Here is a 13,864-nt window from a genome sequence, read left to right as displayed (position 1 = left end):
GCAGTTCCGGCCATAATGACTGTGGTAGCCACACGGTTTGATCGAATTCTTTCCCGAGCGGAAGGAGACATCCGTTGCTCCTGGGCCGGCACGTCGAGTACCGCCGGATCGATCAACTGCTGGCCGAGGCGAAGGCCGGGCGCAGCGGGACGCTGGTCGTGCGCGGCGAAGCCGGCATCGGCAAGACGGCTCTCCTGGAGCACGTGCATTCGAGAGCCGAGGAGTCCGGGTTCCGCATCGAGACGTCGACGGGCTTCGAAGCGGAGACGCAGTTCGCTTATGCGGGCCTGCATCAGATCTGCACCCCCCTCCTCGACCACGTGTCGGCACTTCCTGAGCCGCAGCAGCGTGCTCTCGGCGTCGCCCTCGGGCGAGACGCAGGATCGGCGCCCGACAGGTTCCTCGTCAGTCTGGCCGTTCTGGGGCTGTTCTCGGAGGCGGCGGAGCGGAACGGTCTGCTGTGCCTCGTCGACGACGCGCAGTGGCTGGACTCGGCATCGATGGATGCGCTCGCGTTCGTCGCGCGCCGGATCGGGGCCGAACGACTGGCCATGGTGTTCAGCGTTCGCGACGGCGAGGCACGGAGCGCGGTCCTCGCAGGCCTGCCGGAACTCCGCCTGAGCGGTCTCGCCGATGCGGATGCGCGCCTTCTCCTCGACGCGGTCGTCTCAGCGCCCGTCGACGATGATGTGCGCGAACGGATCATCGCCGAAGCGCACGGCAACCCGCTCGCCCTGCTGGAGCTTCCCTTCGACGACCCGCAGACCCGACTCGCGAGTGGGCTCCCGCAGCCCGAACTTCCGGATGTCTCCAGTCGCGTGCAGAAGGAATACCGGAACCGGGCTGACGGGCTTCCCGAAGACAGTCGGCTGCTCCTCCTGCTTGCCGCGGCCGACCCGACCGGCGACCCCCTCCTCCTTCGGCGTGCGCTCGATCATTCGGGCATCGACCCCGAGTCGGCCGCCCCTGCCGAATCGGCGGGGCTGATCGAGCTCGGAACCCGGGTGCGCTTCCGACACCCCCTCGCCCGGTCCGCCATCTACCGCGCGGCAGACCCGGCGAATCGACGCCGCGCTCACGCAGCGCTGGCTGCCGTCACCGATCCGGCGTCCGACCCCGATCGTCGCGCCTGGCATGCCGCCCAGGCGACGGCCGGGGTCGACGAGCGCGTCGCAGGTGAGCTGGAGCGATCGGCGTCGCGCGCCAGGGCGCGCGGAGGCTACGCGGCCGCGGGATCGTTCCTGCTGCGCGCGACGCAGTTGACGCCGGAACCGGCGACCCGGGCTCGACGGGCGCTCGATGCGGCGCATGCCACGCACGAGGCGGGCGATTCCGAGACGGCGCTCGATCTGCTCGCGACGACCGATGCCGGACCGATCGATGACCTCCACCGGGCACGCTCGGCCCTCCTGCGCGCACGGATCTCCTTTCAGTTGACCCGGCATCCGCAGGTGCCTGAGATGCTCCTGCGTGCGGCGGGCGACATGGCGCCGTTCGACGCGGATCTCGCGCATGAGACCCATCTCCACGCCCTCGACGCGGCTCTCGTCATCGGTGGACCGACCGCGAATCGCGTCGCTGCGGCGGCACTCGCAGACCCTTCGCTCGCGCACGCCAGCCGGCCGATCGATCGGCTCCTCTTCGCTCTCTCAGCGACGATGATCCGCGGCTTCGACGAAGGCGTTCCGCCGTTGCGCGATGCGCTGGAGTCGATGTCGGGCGGCCATCCCTTGGATCCGGAGTTGCCGCGGCGCTACCCGTCCAGTCTCTGGCTGGCGGCACGCAGCGCCGTCGGCATCCTGAATGACGACCTCGCCTTTCGACTCGCGGAAGCCCACGTCCGATCGGCACGAGCATCCGGCGCCCTGGTGGGCCTCGCCGATGCCCTCAACTTCCACGCGAACATCCTGGCGCTCGGTGGCGAGCTCACCCGGGCGGGCGAGATGGCCGGAATGTCGATCGCCATCACCGAGTCCGCCGGCTGGGTGCCCATGCGCCACGCCGCGACCATCGTCTCGGCGTGGCGAGGCGACGTTGCGACCGTCACCCGCCTGAGCGAACTCACGCTGCAGGACCCGGGCAACCCCGCGGAAGGAGCCGAAGTCGCGCTGGCGGCGTACGCGACCGCCGTCGTGAGCAACGCACTCGGCGACTACGAGAAAGCCAAACAGGCTGCGCAGGTCGTCTGCGCGTGCGTGGCACTGTCGTTGAGCAGCGTCGGGCAGGCCGAGATGATCGAGGCCTCCGTACGCGCGGCGGACGCGCAGAGTGCGGCCCTGACGCTCGAGGAGCTGAGCAGGCGGGCGAGGGCCTGCAACACGCCGTGGGCCCTCGGTCTGGAGGCACGCTCGCGTGCGCTCACCCTCTCCGGCGCGAGGGCCGAACCGCACTACCGCGCCGCGATCGAGCATCTCGAGGCCTCGCGGCTGACCGGCGAGGCGGCTCGGGCGCACCTGGTGTTCGGGGAATGGCTGCGGCGGGAAGGGCGCCGTCAGGAGGCTCGGGGAGAACTGCAGCTCGCGCACGATCTCCTCTCGCGCATCGGCGCGAACGCCTTCGCCGCACGGGCGGCGAAGGAGCTCGTCGCGACAGGCGAGCATCCTCGTCGGCGCACCAGACAGGCGACGGATGAGCTCACGCCCCAGGAACTGCAGGTCGCGCGGCACGTCGCCACCGGCGCGACCTCCCGGGAGGTCGGCGCTCAGCTGTTCCTGAGTCCTCGCACGATCGAAGCGCATCTGCGCAGCATCTACCGCAAGCTCGGGATCACGTCGCGACGCGAGCTGAGGAAGGTTCAGCTGTCCTGATGGCCCGGGTGAACGCCCATCATCACGACACCAGCAGGGGTTGACCCTGTGGCGACAACGCGGCTTTGACTCGATGTGTTGATGTCCTCCGGCCGTCCCGGCGGCCGGACAGCCACGAGGAGAGTGCCATCATGACCACGCAAACGCAGCGAAGCGCCATCATCACCGGTGCGGGAAGCATCGATGGGATAGGGTTCGCGTCAGCTCGTCTTCTCGGCGCCGCCGGAAACCACGTGGTGATCACCTCCACAACGGACCGCATCTTCGAGCGGGTCTCGGAGCTGCGCAACGCGGGTATCCAGGCCGAAGGCGTGGTCGCCGACCTCACCGATCAGGCCGGTGTGGGTGCCGTCGTCCGGTGCGCGTCGGAGTCGTTCGGCGGCGTGGACATCCTTGTCAACAACGCGGGGATGACAGCCGTATCCGACTCGTACGCGTGGGGCGGGGCAGGTCGAACGTTCCTCGACCGCTGGAATGCCTCCCTCGATCGGAACCTCACCACGTCGTTCCTCATGACCCGCGCCGTCATCGGCCTCATGCAGGCCGCCGGTTACGGCCGGATCGTCAACGTGTCATCGGTTTCGGGGCCGATCGCCGCCTACGGCGGTGACGTCGCGTACCACGCCGCGAAGGCGGGCATGGTCGGGCTGACCCGCGCGACGGCGATCGACACCGCCGCGGCCGGCATCACTGTGAACGCCGTGGCTCCGGGGTGGATCGACACGGCGTCCGCGTCAGATCGCGAACGGCGGATGGGCGCGGCCACCCCCATCGGCCGATCCGGCACCGCTGACGAGGTGGCGTACGTGATCGCCTTGCTCGCCGGAGAGGGCGCGTCCTACATCACGGGTCAGCTCATCACGATCGACGGCGCCAACTCGATCAGCGAAGAGCGCGGTCGATGAAACCCCGCATCACAGGGGCCTGTCAGCTCCGTCGCGTTCGATCACCGATCGCCGGCTGGTGCGGCATCGTGGGTCTGTGCGAACGCCCACGCGATCCGCGTGACGTCGGGACCTGCCGTATCGGTGAAGAGTCCCCTGCTGTCCGGGTGCGACCACGCGTGTGCGAGTCGGTCCGCGAAGATGTACTCGACGAGGGCGCGTCCCTGCGGCGTCCGAAACGTGGTGTGCTCGTACCCGTACTGCGTCCCCGCCGGCGGATGGTGCACGGTTTCGGAGGTGAGCGCCAGGCTGTCGTTGAGCAGCCCGTCGTCGATCAGGTCGTGCAGCGCGACCCACTGATCGACGAGCCGTTCGCCCACGATCGTCGGCACGACGTCATCCTGACCCCCCTGCACGACCAGCAGGGGAAGGGGCCGGGCTCGGTCACCCATGTGCGCCCACGCCTGACGCGCGGTCGCACTCGGAGGGGTCGAGTCCGGATCGTCGGGATCGACTTGATTCAGGCCGTACTCACCCCCGGCCACCGACGTGACCGTGGCGAACACGTCCGGATATGTGGCCGCGAGGATCACGGCCGCCCCGGCACCAGACGATGCGCCCGAGACGTGCACACGATCGGGGTCGGCACCATAGGTGGAGACCACCTCACGTGCGACTCCCGCCAACAGCGCCGGCTCGCCCGATCCGCGCACCTGATTGCGGGGATCTGACGAGTTCCAGCAGTTGATGAAGCTCTCGAAGGGGCGCTGGGTGGGGTACACGACGATGAAGCCTTCACGGTCGGCGAGGGCGTTGAACTGCGTCGCGTCCTTCATCGAGTTCCACCCGAACCCGGTCATCCCGCAGCCGTGAAGCGCCATCATCACCGGCAGTTCCGCTGACCCATCGTGGTCCGGCGGAAGGTGCACCTGGTAGTGCTGGCGGGCGCCGTCCGACGATACGTGGACGTGGTTGCGATCGTTCGCATCGCTCCACCAGGGCAGTCCGAACTGGAAGACGAGGCTGAGCGCGACAGCGGTGAGAGCCAGTGCTGCCGCAGCGAGCCCGAGGATCCAGGGCCATCTGCGTCGGCGTCGGACGGGTGCCTGGAGAGCGTCCGTCATGATCGCATCCCCCTCGCGTGGTGCATGAGTGCGCTCGGCACTAGCTGCGCGGCAGAACGGCGGCGGCGACGATGACGTTGCTGACGATGAGTGAGGTGACGCTGCGGGCGATGGCTCGCGCTGTCGCCCCCGCGCCCCAGTTGCCATCCTTGAGCGCCTCTGCCCGCATGATCACCCGTGAGGTCCACGGGATGTCGCGGTCGAACTGCGGCAGCGTGCCGCTGCCGTAGAGCAGGGCGGCGAGTGCCGCGATTCGCGGAGCGGGTTCGACTCCGTCGACGAGGACGGCACGGATCTCTGCGAGCAGCATCCGGCGACGCGCGGGCTCCGCTTCCTCGAGCACCGTGACAGGCAGAAAGCCGAGGGACTTGCCCGCTCGTCGACGAAGCGCGCCTCGATCGATGAGCCGTTCCAGCAGGGGTTCACGCAAGGCGGGGCCGGAGGCCGCCAGGACGGTCTGCACCCCGCGCGGCTTGTCGGCGACGTACTCCCACGTGGCACGCAGAAGGTGATCGGAGGGCGGATTGTCGGTGACCGCCTCGACCGTGAGTCCGCCCAGCCGGCCCGTGCCGGTGCGAACATGACCACCGAGGCCGAGGTCGGCAAGGACCGCTCCGGCGAGAACGTAGAAGAGCGTCCCCTCGCCGGCGACGGTGCCGGACTCGGGCTGGAAGAGCAACAGGAGGAGATCCTCCGCCAGGGTCGGCTCTGCATTCCTCCCCTCGTGGTGATCGACCCGTTCCGGGAAGGAGGGTAGGTCTGCTCGGTATTCGTCGGTCATGTCTCAACTCTCTTCACACTCGCGACTTGCGGCGTGAGCGCCAGTCTTCGCTGTGTTCCGGGGACCGAGTCAAGCTGGGGCGATGGTCGGGTCGTGGCTGTGCTCCTGAAGCAGCTGCACCTGCTCTCGCGCTGCGAGGTGTGCTCGTCCGAGCACGTCGAGCTGTGCGGGGTTGTACAGCTCGAGGATGGCCTCGACCATCGTCTCCGACGTCACGTCTCTGCTCTTCGCGAGGTGCGATACCGGATCGCTCAGCCATGGATAGTCCACGAGGTTTCGCGCCAGGCTCTTCGCGAGTCGCGCGATCAGGGGAAGGCGCGCCTCCTCGGGAGCGTCGGCCGGCAGCCTGTCCAGGTCGGTGGCGACACCTTCCGCGTCTTCGGCGATCTTCCTGATGTCGGCGAGCGCGGCCTCGTCGTAGAGCTGCGTGTAGATGTGGAGGATGGAGGTGTCGTTCTCGGAGCGCCGCCCGGCTACCGACTCGAACCCGGCGGGGGTGTCGGCCGGTACCTCGTCGCGCAGAATGGTGGCGATGTCGGCCCGTGCCCTCTCGAGTTTCCGAATGCTCTCAGCGAGCTCCCCGTCGAGCTCACGCAGGGTCTGCGGTGTGCTCTCGGCGCCTGCCCGGACGGCATGGATCTGAGCGAGCGGAACTCCCAGGTCCGCGAGCCGCCTGATCCTCAACAGACTCACCAGGTGAGGCACCTCGTACAGTTTGTAGCCGTTGTATTCACGCTCCGGCTCCTCGAGCAGGCCGAGGCGATGGTAGTGACGGATCGTGTTCACCGTCGTGCCGGCTCGCTCGGCTAGTTCGCGTGTGCTCCACGCCACGAGAGTCTCCTTCCTGAATCGGGCGGGAGCCGGAGCAGATCGACGACCCCGGCACCCATGACGGTCACTTGCCGAGGAACTCCTTCAGCGCACCATTGACCTCGTCGGCGTGGGTCCAGAGCAGGCCATGCGGGGCATCGTCGATCTCGACGTAGTCGGCGTCGGGCATGGCCGCGCGAAAGCGCCGAGCGGTGGCGTCGATGGGGAGGATGTTGTCTTTGGTCCCGTGCAGGATGAGCGTCGGCTTGTCAGAGGCACGGACAGCCTCGATGTCGCCGCGGAAGTCTTCCAGCCAGGACGGGACGACGGCGTACGCCGCGACTGGGGCGCTGGCGATCGCCACGTTCCAGCTGCCGGCGACCGCCTGCTCGCTGATCCGTGATCCGAGCGTCTCCTCCAGGTTGTAGAAGTTCTTGTAGAACTCGGTGTACCAGGCGTAGCGATCGCCTTTCGCGGCCGCGGCGATCTCATCGAACCCGGCCTGCGGCAGCCCATCCGGATTGTCCTCACGCTGGAGCAGGAACGGCTCCAGCGAGGCGAGGAACGCCAGCTTGGCCACCCGTTGGTGCCCGTACCGGGACACATACCTGGCCAGTTCCCCGGTCCCCATCGAGAATCCGACGAGGACCACGTCGCGAAGGTCGAGGACCTCGAGCAGCGTGTTCAAGTCTGCCGAGAACGTGTCGTAGTCGTACCCCGAGCCGACCTTCGACGACTGCCCGAAGCCTCTGCGGTCATACGTGATCACGCGATAGCCGGCGGCGAGGAGCTCCCGCGTCTGCTTCTCCCAGCTGTGTCCGTTCAGCGGGTACCCGTGGATCAGCACAACCGGCTGCCCCGATCCCTGGTCCTCGTAGTAGAGCTCGATCGGCGTGCTGTTCTCGTCACCGACAGTGATGTATCCCATGGTCATGCCCTTTCCATTCCGGCCGGCAGGGTGTCGGCCGGAACCCAACAGACACCCTGTGGTCGCAACTGGGTCAAGCGATGCCGGATCTTCTGACACGTGCGGGACTTCCGTTCGCGCAGGAGGTCACCCACGGCCGTATCCGGACGCCCGCCTTGCTCTCCTGGACCATCCCTCGTACACCGCTCCGCCGATCGTCATCACCAACCCGAACGCTCCCACTGGGATTCCGACGAGCAGCAGTCCGCCCGCGCCGATGTTGGCGTCCAGGGCGACAGGGTCACGGATGAGTGCCGCGACCGCCACGAAGACGAATCCGATTCCGAGCAGGATGGTCCCTGCCTTGCGAATGATCATTGCGACCTCCCGATGAGCGGTTTCATTTCCTCTAGCCCAGACCATGTCGTGGGAACCGGGTCAAACCGCGCTTGACCTCCGGGTCTGTGCTTCCGATCAGCGCAGCGCATCCTCGTGCTCTGCGGCGAGGTCCTGGTCGGCGCCCGCGCCCCGGAGGGTGACAGCCGCCCACATCGCGGTGAGAATCATGATGGCCCCACCGGCGATTCCCGTGACGACGATCGCCTCAGTGAATGCCTGTTCGGCGATCTCGAGGATCGCCGCGCCGGTGCGGCCTCCGACCTCGGATGCCACAAGGATCGCCTCGGCCATCGTCGAGGATGCCCGCTCGGCGAGCTCGGGGCCCAGGTCGAGCGCTTGCGCGCTCGACGCGACCCCACGTGAGTACCACGCGACCAGCACGCTTCCGAGGACCGCGGTGCCCAAAGTGGTGCCGAGCTCGTAGGCGGTCTCAGATGTGGCTGCTGCCTGACCGGCACGCTCGGGCTGCACCGAACTCATGATGATGTCGTTGCTCAGCGCGAGTGCCATCCCCGCGCCCAACGCCACCAGGGCGAGCGAGGCGGAGGTCAGCGCAGGGCTCGACGTCGGCGAGAGGAACACGGTCAGACCGAATCCCATCGAGGCGATGAACAGTCCCGTGGCGATCACGTATGCGGGCAGCGCTCGTTTCACCAGGGCCGCCGCGAGGAACGCGGCGAACGCGGCGAGGACGGCCTGCGGAATCAGCCAGAGCGACGCCTGGAGAGGATTCAATCCGAGCACGAGCTGCAGGTGCTGAACGAGAGCGACCAATGCGCCGACCATCGCGAAGATCGCGAGCAGATCCGCTACGACGGCTCCCCGGAAATAGCGCACCCGGAACAGCTTGACGTCGATCAGGGGTGTCGGGAGCGACAGCTGCCTGCGAACGAAGAAGACGACAGCCGTCAGGCCCACGATGAGTGCAGCGAGGCCCAGCGCGACGTCCTTTCCGCCGGTGAGCGACTTGATCGCGTACACGACGCCGATCATGCCGATGAAGGACAGAGCCACGCTGAGGATGTCGATCCTGTGCAGCTCGGGATTGCGGCTCTCCGGGAGGAGGAGCGGACCGAGGACGAGCAAGAGCAGCATGACGGGGATGTTCATGAGGAACGCCGCCTGCCAGCTGAAGCTGTCGATGATCCATCCGCCGACGATGGGCCCCACGGCCGCGCCGACTGACGCCATCGCCGCCCAGACGGCCATGGCATACCGGCGCTGCTGCCGATCGAGGAACATGTTGCGAACGAGCGACAGCGTGGAAGGCATCATGATCGCGCCGCCGACACCCAGCAGAGCCCGGGCGGCGATCAGCATCCAGGCCTCTGTCGCGAGCGCACCACTCACGGACGCGATCGAGAAGATCACCGCTCCGATGAGGAGATTCCGCCGCCGCCCGAAGCGGTCGCCGGCGGCGCTCATCGCGACGAGGAGTCCTGCGAGCACGAGGGAGTAGACGTCGATCATCCAGAGCTGCTCAACGCCGGTGGGGCTCAGCTCGGCCGAGATGGCCGGCAGCCCCAGGATCAGCACCGTCCCATCGATCGTGATCAGCAACAGCGGCAGGACGAGGACGGCGAGGCCGAGCCATGTTCTGGCTGTGGCCTTCGCGGGCGCGGTCTTCACGAGGTCTCCTTGCGTTCACCCGATATATCCGGGGTCGATCTGCGGTAGCCGACAGTCAATCTAACAGACTGCCTGGTCGGTTATTCCGACCAGGCGTGCCCGATCGGCCCGAGATGCGTATGCGAGAAGTCCTGGAGCTTGAGTCCATAGCCGAGGGCGCGGTCGACGGCCACATGGAACGCCCAGCAGGCTGCGGCAAGGGCCAGCCAGGCGAGATCCTGCCCGGCGAGAGTCAGTCCCGCGTACGCCGCCAGCAGGATCGACGGTGCGGTGTAGTTGTGCACGGCGTTGTAGAGCAGAGCGCCGAGGCGAGGGCCGCCCGCATACCCGATCGCAGAGAGATCGAAGATCAGGAAGGCGGCCAGCAACCACCACCACTGCTGCCCCGACGCGATCACCGCGACGAGGATCGCCACCGCGATCGCGACGTTCTCCACCCGCTGGATTCTGTCGACCGACTTCTGGTCGGGCCGCCCCTCAGTCATGATGCGTGTCCTCTCGTGTCGGGTAAAGGTGCCATTCCGACAGCGCACACCATGTTCCGACGACCGACTCAAGCCGCGCAGTCCGCGGCCGAGACGAGGAACCAGCGGGCTGTAGCATCGACCAGATGGTCGGATAAGCCGATCGAGGCAGGTGATCGGGTCCGTTGGTCGAGAAGCGTCAAACGCGGAACAGCGAGCGGACTCGCCGCGCGGTGCTGGATGCGGCCACCCGCGAGATCCTCGGCAAGGGCACGGCCGTGACGCTCGGGGAGATCGCAACGACCGCCGGCGTGTCCAAGAGCGGCTTGATCCATCACTTCGGAAACCGTGATCAGCTGTTCGTCGAAGTGGTGGAGGACATGTCCCAGCGACTCCGCGAAGCGGTGCTCGCGGAGCTGGACCTGTCGGAGAATCACCCGGGAAAGATGCTGCGTGCGTATGTTCGCGCCCTCTGCAAGGGCGGCGTTGAGGCTGCGGCGGCGCGCGACTTCACATCGGCGGCGAACTGGAACGGGCTGTACGCCATCCCCGCCGTCGCCGCCCTGCTCGAAGCGTCCGACGGCTGGTGGAGCGAGCAGTTCGCCGCGGATGGCTTGAGCGCTGCGCGGATTCAGATCGTCCGACGCGGGGCAGAGGGCGTGGCATCCGCGGCCCTGCAGGGATCTGAGAGCGAGGCCACAATCGCGACGGCTCGTCGTCTGCTGCTCCAGCTGGCCACGGAGGGCACCTTCAGCCCGCCGCTCTGACCATCCGCGTCTCGGACCGAGTCCGCTCGCCCTTCGATTCCTTCAGGTCGGTCGGCAGCATGTCGTACGCCAGCCGGGTTGCGCGGCCGAGCACGTCGAGCTGCGCCGGATTGTACAGCTCGGTCATCGCTTCGGTGATCGTCTGCCGCATGACGCGTTCGCTCTTCGACAGGTGCTGAGACGGATTCAGAAGCCAGGGATAGTCGACGAGGTTCTGGGCGAGGACGGGCGCGAGTGTGCGCGCGAGGCGTTCGCGAGTCATCTCATCCGCGTCCGCGGCGAGCTCGTCGATCTGCCTGCCTACCTCTCCGTCCTCGAGGTCGTGTTCCACCATGTGCCGCAGATCCGTCATGGCCTGCTCGTCGTAGAACTGCCCGGAGATGTGCAGGATCGCGCGATCCGTCTCCGAGAGCCGTGACGCCAGCGATTCGAACCCGGCTGGTGAATCGACGGGTGCGTCATCGCGCAGAATGGCTGCGACGTTCTCACGAACCCGCAGCAGCCGATCGGTAGCCGCCACGAGTTCCGCCTCCAGTTCGCGGAGCGATTCTCGTCCGTCGTCTCCCCCGCCGTTGATTCTGCTGATACGCGCCAGCGGCAACCCCAGGTCGACGAGCCGACGGATCCGCAGGAGCTGAACGAGCTCTCGCGCGCCGTACTGCTTGTAGCCGTTGTATCGGCGGTCGGGCTCGGGGAGCAGCCCGACTCGGTGGTAGTGACGAACGGTGTTCACGGTGGTGGATGCGAGGGCTGCGAGCTCGCTCGTGCTCCATGCCATGGCTTGAACTCCGTCACCTTCCGCGCGACGACGTTGCGCGTCTGATCACCAGGCCGGCCACGAGGCTGCCGAGAGCGGTGGTGACGCTGCCGGTGCCCGCGTGGCCCTGGTGTTCGGCCGAAGAGTCTGGCGCCTTCGGGACGCTCACCTCGGGGCGAGCGATCGACCCCGCGATGGGGCGGATCCTCGTGATCGATGTGTACTCGCTCATTCGTGGCCTCCTGCGATCGTGACCGGCCCTGGCGCCCTGGTCCTTGCAACAGGTTCACATCGGTGAGATACGTCTCGCGTCCGTAGAAACCACCTATGCGGGCTCCAGACACACCGAGTATCCGCGTTCGACCTTCCGGTCGACTCAGATCTGCACGAGGAGCTGGAGGGCGAGCCAGACCGAAACCGTCCCGACGGTGGTCCAGAAGGCGATGGCGATGCCCTGCCACAGCAGCACCCATGCTCGAGGGGTGCCGCCGGCGACGAGGATGGCCGCGGTGAACTGCGTCGGGATCGCCAGCGGCCCGAGGATGCTTGCGCCGGGGACGCCGAAGCGGACGAGCCACCGCTTGAAGCGCAGTCGTCCCTTCGACTCGGGCTGGGCGGGCGGAGCCTCCATCGTCGCGACGGCTCCCGGTGCACCGACGGCGACTTGGGTCTGCCCGCCGCGCCGGCTCACCACAGCCGTGCGGGCGCGTGAGCTCAGCAGCACGACCAGCAGCACGCTGAGGAAGTTGCCCGCGGCTCCTGCGATCGCAGCCACGATCGGATTGATGCCTCCGACGATGCCGATGATGGCTGCACCCTCACCCTCGATGAAGGGGACTGCGCCGGCGAGCATGACGATGAACGGCTGGATGATCTCGGGCACCATGGCGACGAGGTTCTGGAAGTTGGCGATGAGTTGCTCGATGGGATTCATGAGAACGGCTCCTTCAGGAGATCAGGTCGCCGAGACGTGTCTCTCGACGGGACCCAGTAGAGGCGGTGTTCTCGGAACATGGTCAAGCGCTGTGAGTCGAACCCGTCGAGGCCACCTTCACGCCTCCGCCCGCGATCGCGCGGACGAGGTCCGCGTGATCGACTCGCGTCTGCTCCGCGTAGGCGCGGGCGTAGCGCAGGATTCCGTCTGTGAACGCCTGGCCACGTCCGATGTAGGCGGCAATGGCCGCGGGGTCGCCGCTGCGCGCGTGAGCCTTCGCAAGCGCATGACCGCAGGCCTGCGCGAATCGAGGCAGATATCGGGAGATCTGCTCACCCCGCGGAATGATCTTCATATCGCGGAACTGGCGCACGTAGTAGTCGAACCCGTCCACCCGCATGTGCCCGAGGAAGATATCCCCCGCCGTCTGCATCAGCCGTTGTCCCACCACCACCCGTTCGCCGTGGTTGGCGCACTCGCTCGGACCGAGGAACTCCTCGTACACGGAGGCCGCCGCCTGCTTCGCCTGCGTGAACAGCGGCTGCCGGCCGCTGTCGCCTTCCAAGAGGTGCAGCCACACCCGCATTCCGACGCTTCCGACGCCCACGATCTGGCGGACGGAATCCACGCGTGTGAAGCGGTCGACGAGCCGGCGCAAGTGAGGGGGGATGGAAGCGAGATACGAATCGTAGACCTGCTCGTAGGCGCTGATCCGCTGCGCGTGACCCATCCCCTCGTCCATGCGCTTCAGCGGATCCAGGCGGATGCGACGGCGCCCCTCCTGCTCGGTGATGAGCTGTCTCGCCGTCGCCTGATGTGTCCGCTTCTTCGACTGCTTCTCGATCGCGCGGACAGCAGCCTCGGCGAACTCCGAACTGAGCCCCTTCATCGGGAGGTCTGGAGTGAGCCGGTCGTACCAGACCTCCAGCTCCGCCATGCGCGCATAGCGGCGCATCGCCTTGCGGTAGCCGTCGACGGCGGCTGCAGCCGACTCCTCGCCGCACGTGGCATCGACTCCCTCCGAGTCAGCGAGCACATGGATGCTCGTCGTCAGGCGCTTCAGATCCCATTCGAACGGTCCCGGCAGCGTCTCATCGAAGTCACGCACATCGAACAGCAGCTGCCGCTCGGGAGACGCCCAGTAGCCGAAGTTCAGGATGTGCGCGTCACCGCACATCTGGACAGTGAGCCCGGAATGCGGCGTCGAAGCGAGATCGGCGGCCATCACGGCGGCTGCGCCGCGCAAGTATGCCCAGCGGGACGATGCCATCCGCGCATACCGCAGCGGAAGGAGATCCTGGTCGCGGACGGCTTCCTGCGCGCGTAGGCGGTCGAGCGCGGGCATCTCACGCCTGCTCGAGTCCCACGACCCGGCCGCACGACGCGGCGCACGGGCGCGCGCGTCGCGCCCGTCCCGCGCATCTGCACTGACGCGCCCCGAAGCACGGACGCGCGGCGTCTGCTGGTGACTCGCCTGCCGGCTGCGACCGAACGCGCCCGCCCCCGGCATCCCGGAGGCCTCCGCCGGTCTCTCGCCCATCACGTACCCCTCCCGTCGACGATCTGCGGCCAGAGGCTCGCCTGTCACACGCTGAGGAGCC

At 67.5% G+C, this 13,864-nt stretch carries 13 protein-coding genes; 3 read left to right on the top strand and 10 right to left on the bottom strand.

Going from position 1 to position 13,864, the window contains the following annotated elements:
• Positions 1 to 74 precede the first annotated feature (74 nt).
• Entirely contained in the window at positions 75 to 2,807 is a 2,733-nt protein-coding gene (locus JX005_RS01405; RefSeq protein WP_214465618.1) for an AAA family ATPase, read from the top strand.
• A 131-nt stretch (positions 2,808 to 2,938) separates the two neighbouring features.
• On the top strand, positions 2,939 to 3,712 hold the full coding sequence (locus tag JX005_RS01400; protein WP_214465617.1) for an SDR family NAD(P)-dependent oxidoreductase: 774 nt from the start codon (positions 2,939 to 2,941) through the stop codon (positions 3,710 to 3,712).
• Positions 3,713 to 3,753: 41 nt separating this feature from the next.
• Here JX005_RS01400 and JX005_RS01395 read toward each other — a convergent pair whose 3' ends face one another.
• The 7 genes from JX005_RS01395 to JX005_RS01365 form a co-directional block, all read right to left on the bottom strand.
• Complete coding sequence (locus JX005_RS01395) at positions 3,754 to 4,815, bottom strand: extracellular catalytic domain type 1 short-chain-length polyhydroxyalkanoate depolymerase (protein ID WP_214465616.1); 1,062 nt, start codon at positions 4,813 to 4,815, stop codon at positions 3,754 to 3,756.
• Between the two features lie 40 nt (positions 4,816 to 4,855).
• Complete coding sequence (locus tag JX005_RS01390; protein WP_214465615.1) at positions 4,856 to 5,596, bottom strand: GOLPH3/VPS74 family protein; 741 nt, start codon at positions 5,594 to 5,596, stop codon at positions 4,856 to 4,858.
• A 69-nt stretch (positions 5,597 to 5,665) separates the two neighbouring features.
• Positions 5,666 to 6,427 (bottom strand): helix-turn-helix domain-containing protein, encoded by a 762-nt coding sequence (locus JX005_RS01385; RefSeq protein WP_214465614.1) that lies wholly within the window; start codon positions 6,425 to 6,427, stop codon positions 5,666 to 5,668.
• Positions 6,428 to 6,491: 64 nt separating this feature from the next.
• Complete coding sequence (locus JX005_RS01380) at positions 6,492 to 7,334, bottom strand: alpha/beta fold hydrolase (protein WP_214466043.1); 843 nt, start codon at positions 7,332 to 7,334, stop codon at positions 6,492 to 6,494.
• Positions 7,335 to 7,460: 126 nt separating this feature from the next.
• Positions 7,461 to 7,691, bottom strand: a complete 231-nt coding sequence (locus tag JX005_RS01375) for a hypothetical protein (RefSeq protein ID WP_214465613.1) — start codon at positions 7,689 to 7,691, stop codon at positions 7,461 to 7,463.
• A 96-nt stretch (positions 7,692 to 7,787) separates the two neighbouring features.
• Complete coding sequence (locus tag JX005_RS01370; RefSeq protein WP_214465612.1) at positions 7,788 to 9,341, bottom strand: MFS transporter; 1,554 nt, start codon at positions 9,339 to 9,341, stop codon at positions 7,788 to 7,790.
• A gap of 80 nt (positions 9,342 to 9,421) precedes the next feature.
• On the bottom strand, positions 9,422 to 9,826 hold the full coding sequence (locus JX005_RS01365) for a DUF4260 family protein (RefSeq protein WP_214465611.1): 405 nt from the start codon (positions 9,824 to 9,826) through the stop codon (positions 9,422 to 9,424).
• Positions 9,827 to 10,038: 212 nt separating this feature from the next.
• Here JX005_RS01365 and JX005_RS01360 point away from each other — a divergent pair, with 212 nt between their 5' ends.
• The gene (locus JX005_RS01360) at positions 10,039 to 10,572 is read left to right on the top strand and encodes a TetR/AcrR family transcriptional regulator (protein ID WP_214465610.1); all 534 of its coding nucleotides are present in this window, start codon (positions 10,039 to 10,041) and stop codon (positions 10,570 to 10,572) included.
• Here JX005_RS01360 and JX005_RS01355 read toward each other — a convergent pair.
• The 3 genes from JX005_RS01355 to JX005_RS01345 all read right to left on the bottom strand — a co-directional run bounded on the left by JX005_RS01355 (position 10,556) and on the right by JX005_RS01345 (position 13,608).
• Positions 10,556 to 11,350: a MerR family transcriptional regulator gene (locus JX005_RS01355; RefSeq protein ID WP_214465609.1), complete on the bottom strand. Its 795-nt coding sequence runs from the start codon at positions 11,348 to 11,350 to the stop codon at positions 10,556 to 10,558. The genes JX005_RS01360 and JX005_RS01355 overlap by 17 nt on opposite strands.
• Before the next feature lie 355 nt (positions 11,351 to 11,705).
• Entirely contained in the window at positions 11,706 to 12,263 is a 558-nt protein-coding gene (locus JX005_RS01350; RefSeq protein ID WP_214465608.1) for a small multidrug efflux protein, read from the bottom strand.
• An 82-nt stretch (positions 12,264 to 12,345) separates the two neighbouring features.
• Positions 12,346 to 13,608: a DUF2252 domain-containing protein gene (locus JX005_RS01345; RefSeq protein ID WP_214465607.1), complete on the bottom strand. Its 1,263-nt coding sequence runs from the start codon at positions 13,606 to 13,608 to the stop codon at positions 12,346 to 12,348.
• Positions 13,609 to 13,864: the final 256 nt, after the last annotated feature.

The sequence above is a fragment of the Microbacterium flavescens genome (assembly GCF_018588945.1).
GTDB classification, from domain to species: Bacteria; Actinomycetota; Actinomycetes; order Actinomycetales; family Microbacteriaceae; genus Microbacterium; species Microbacterium flavescens.
This window is presented reverse-complemented; position numbering and strand designations above follow the sequence as displayed.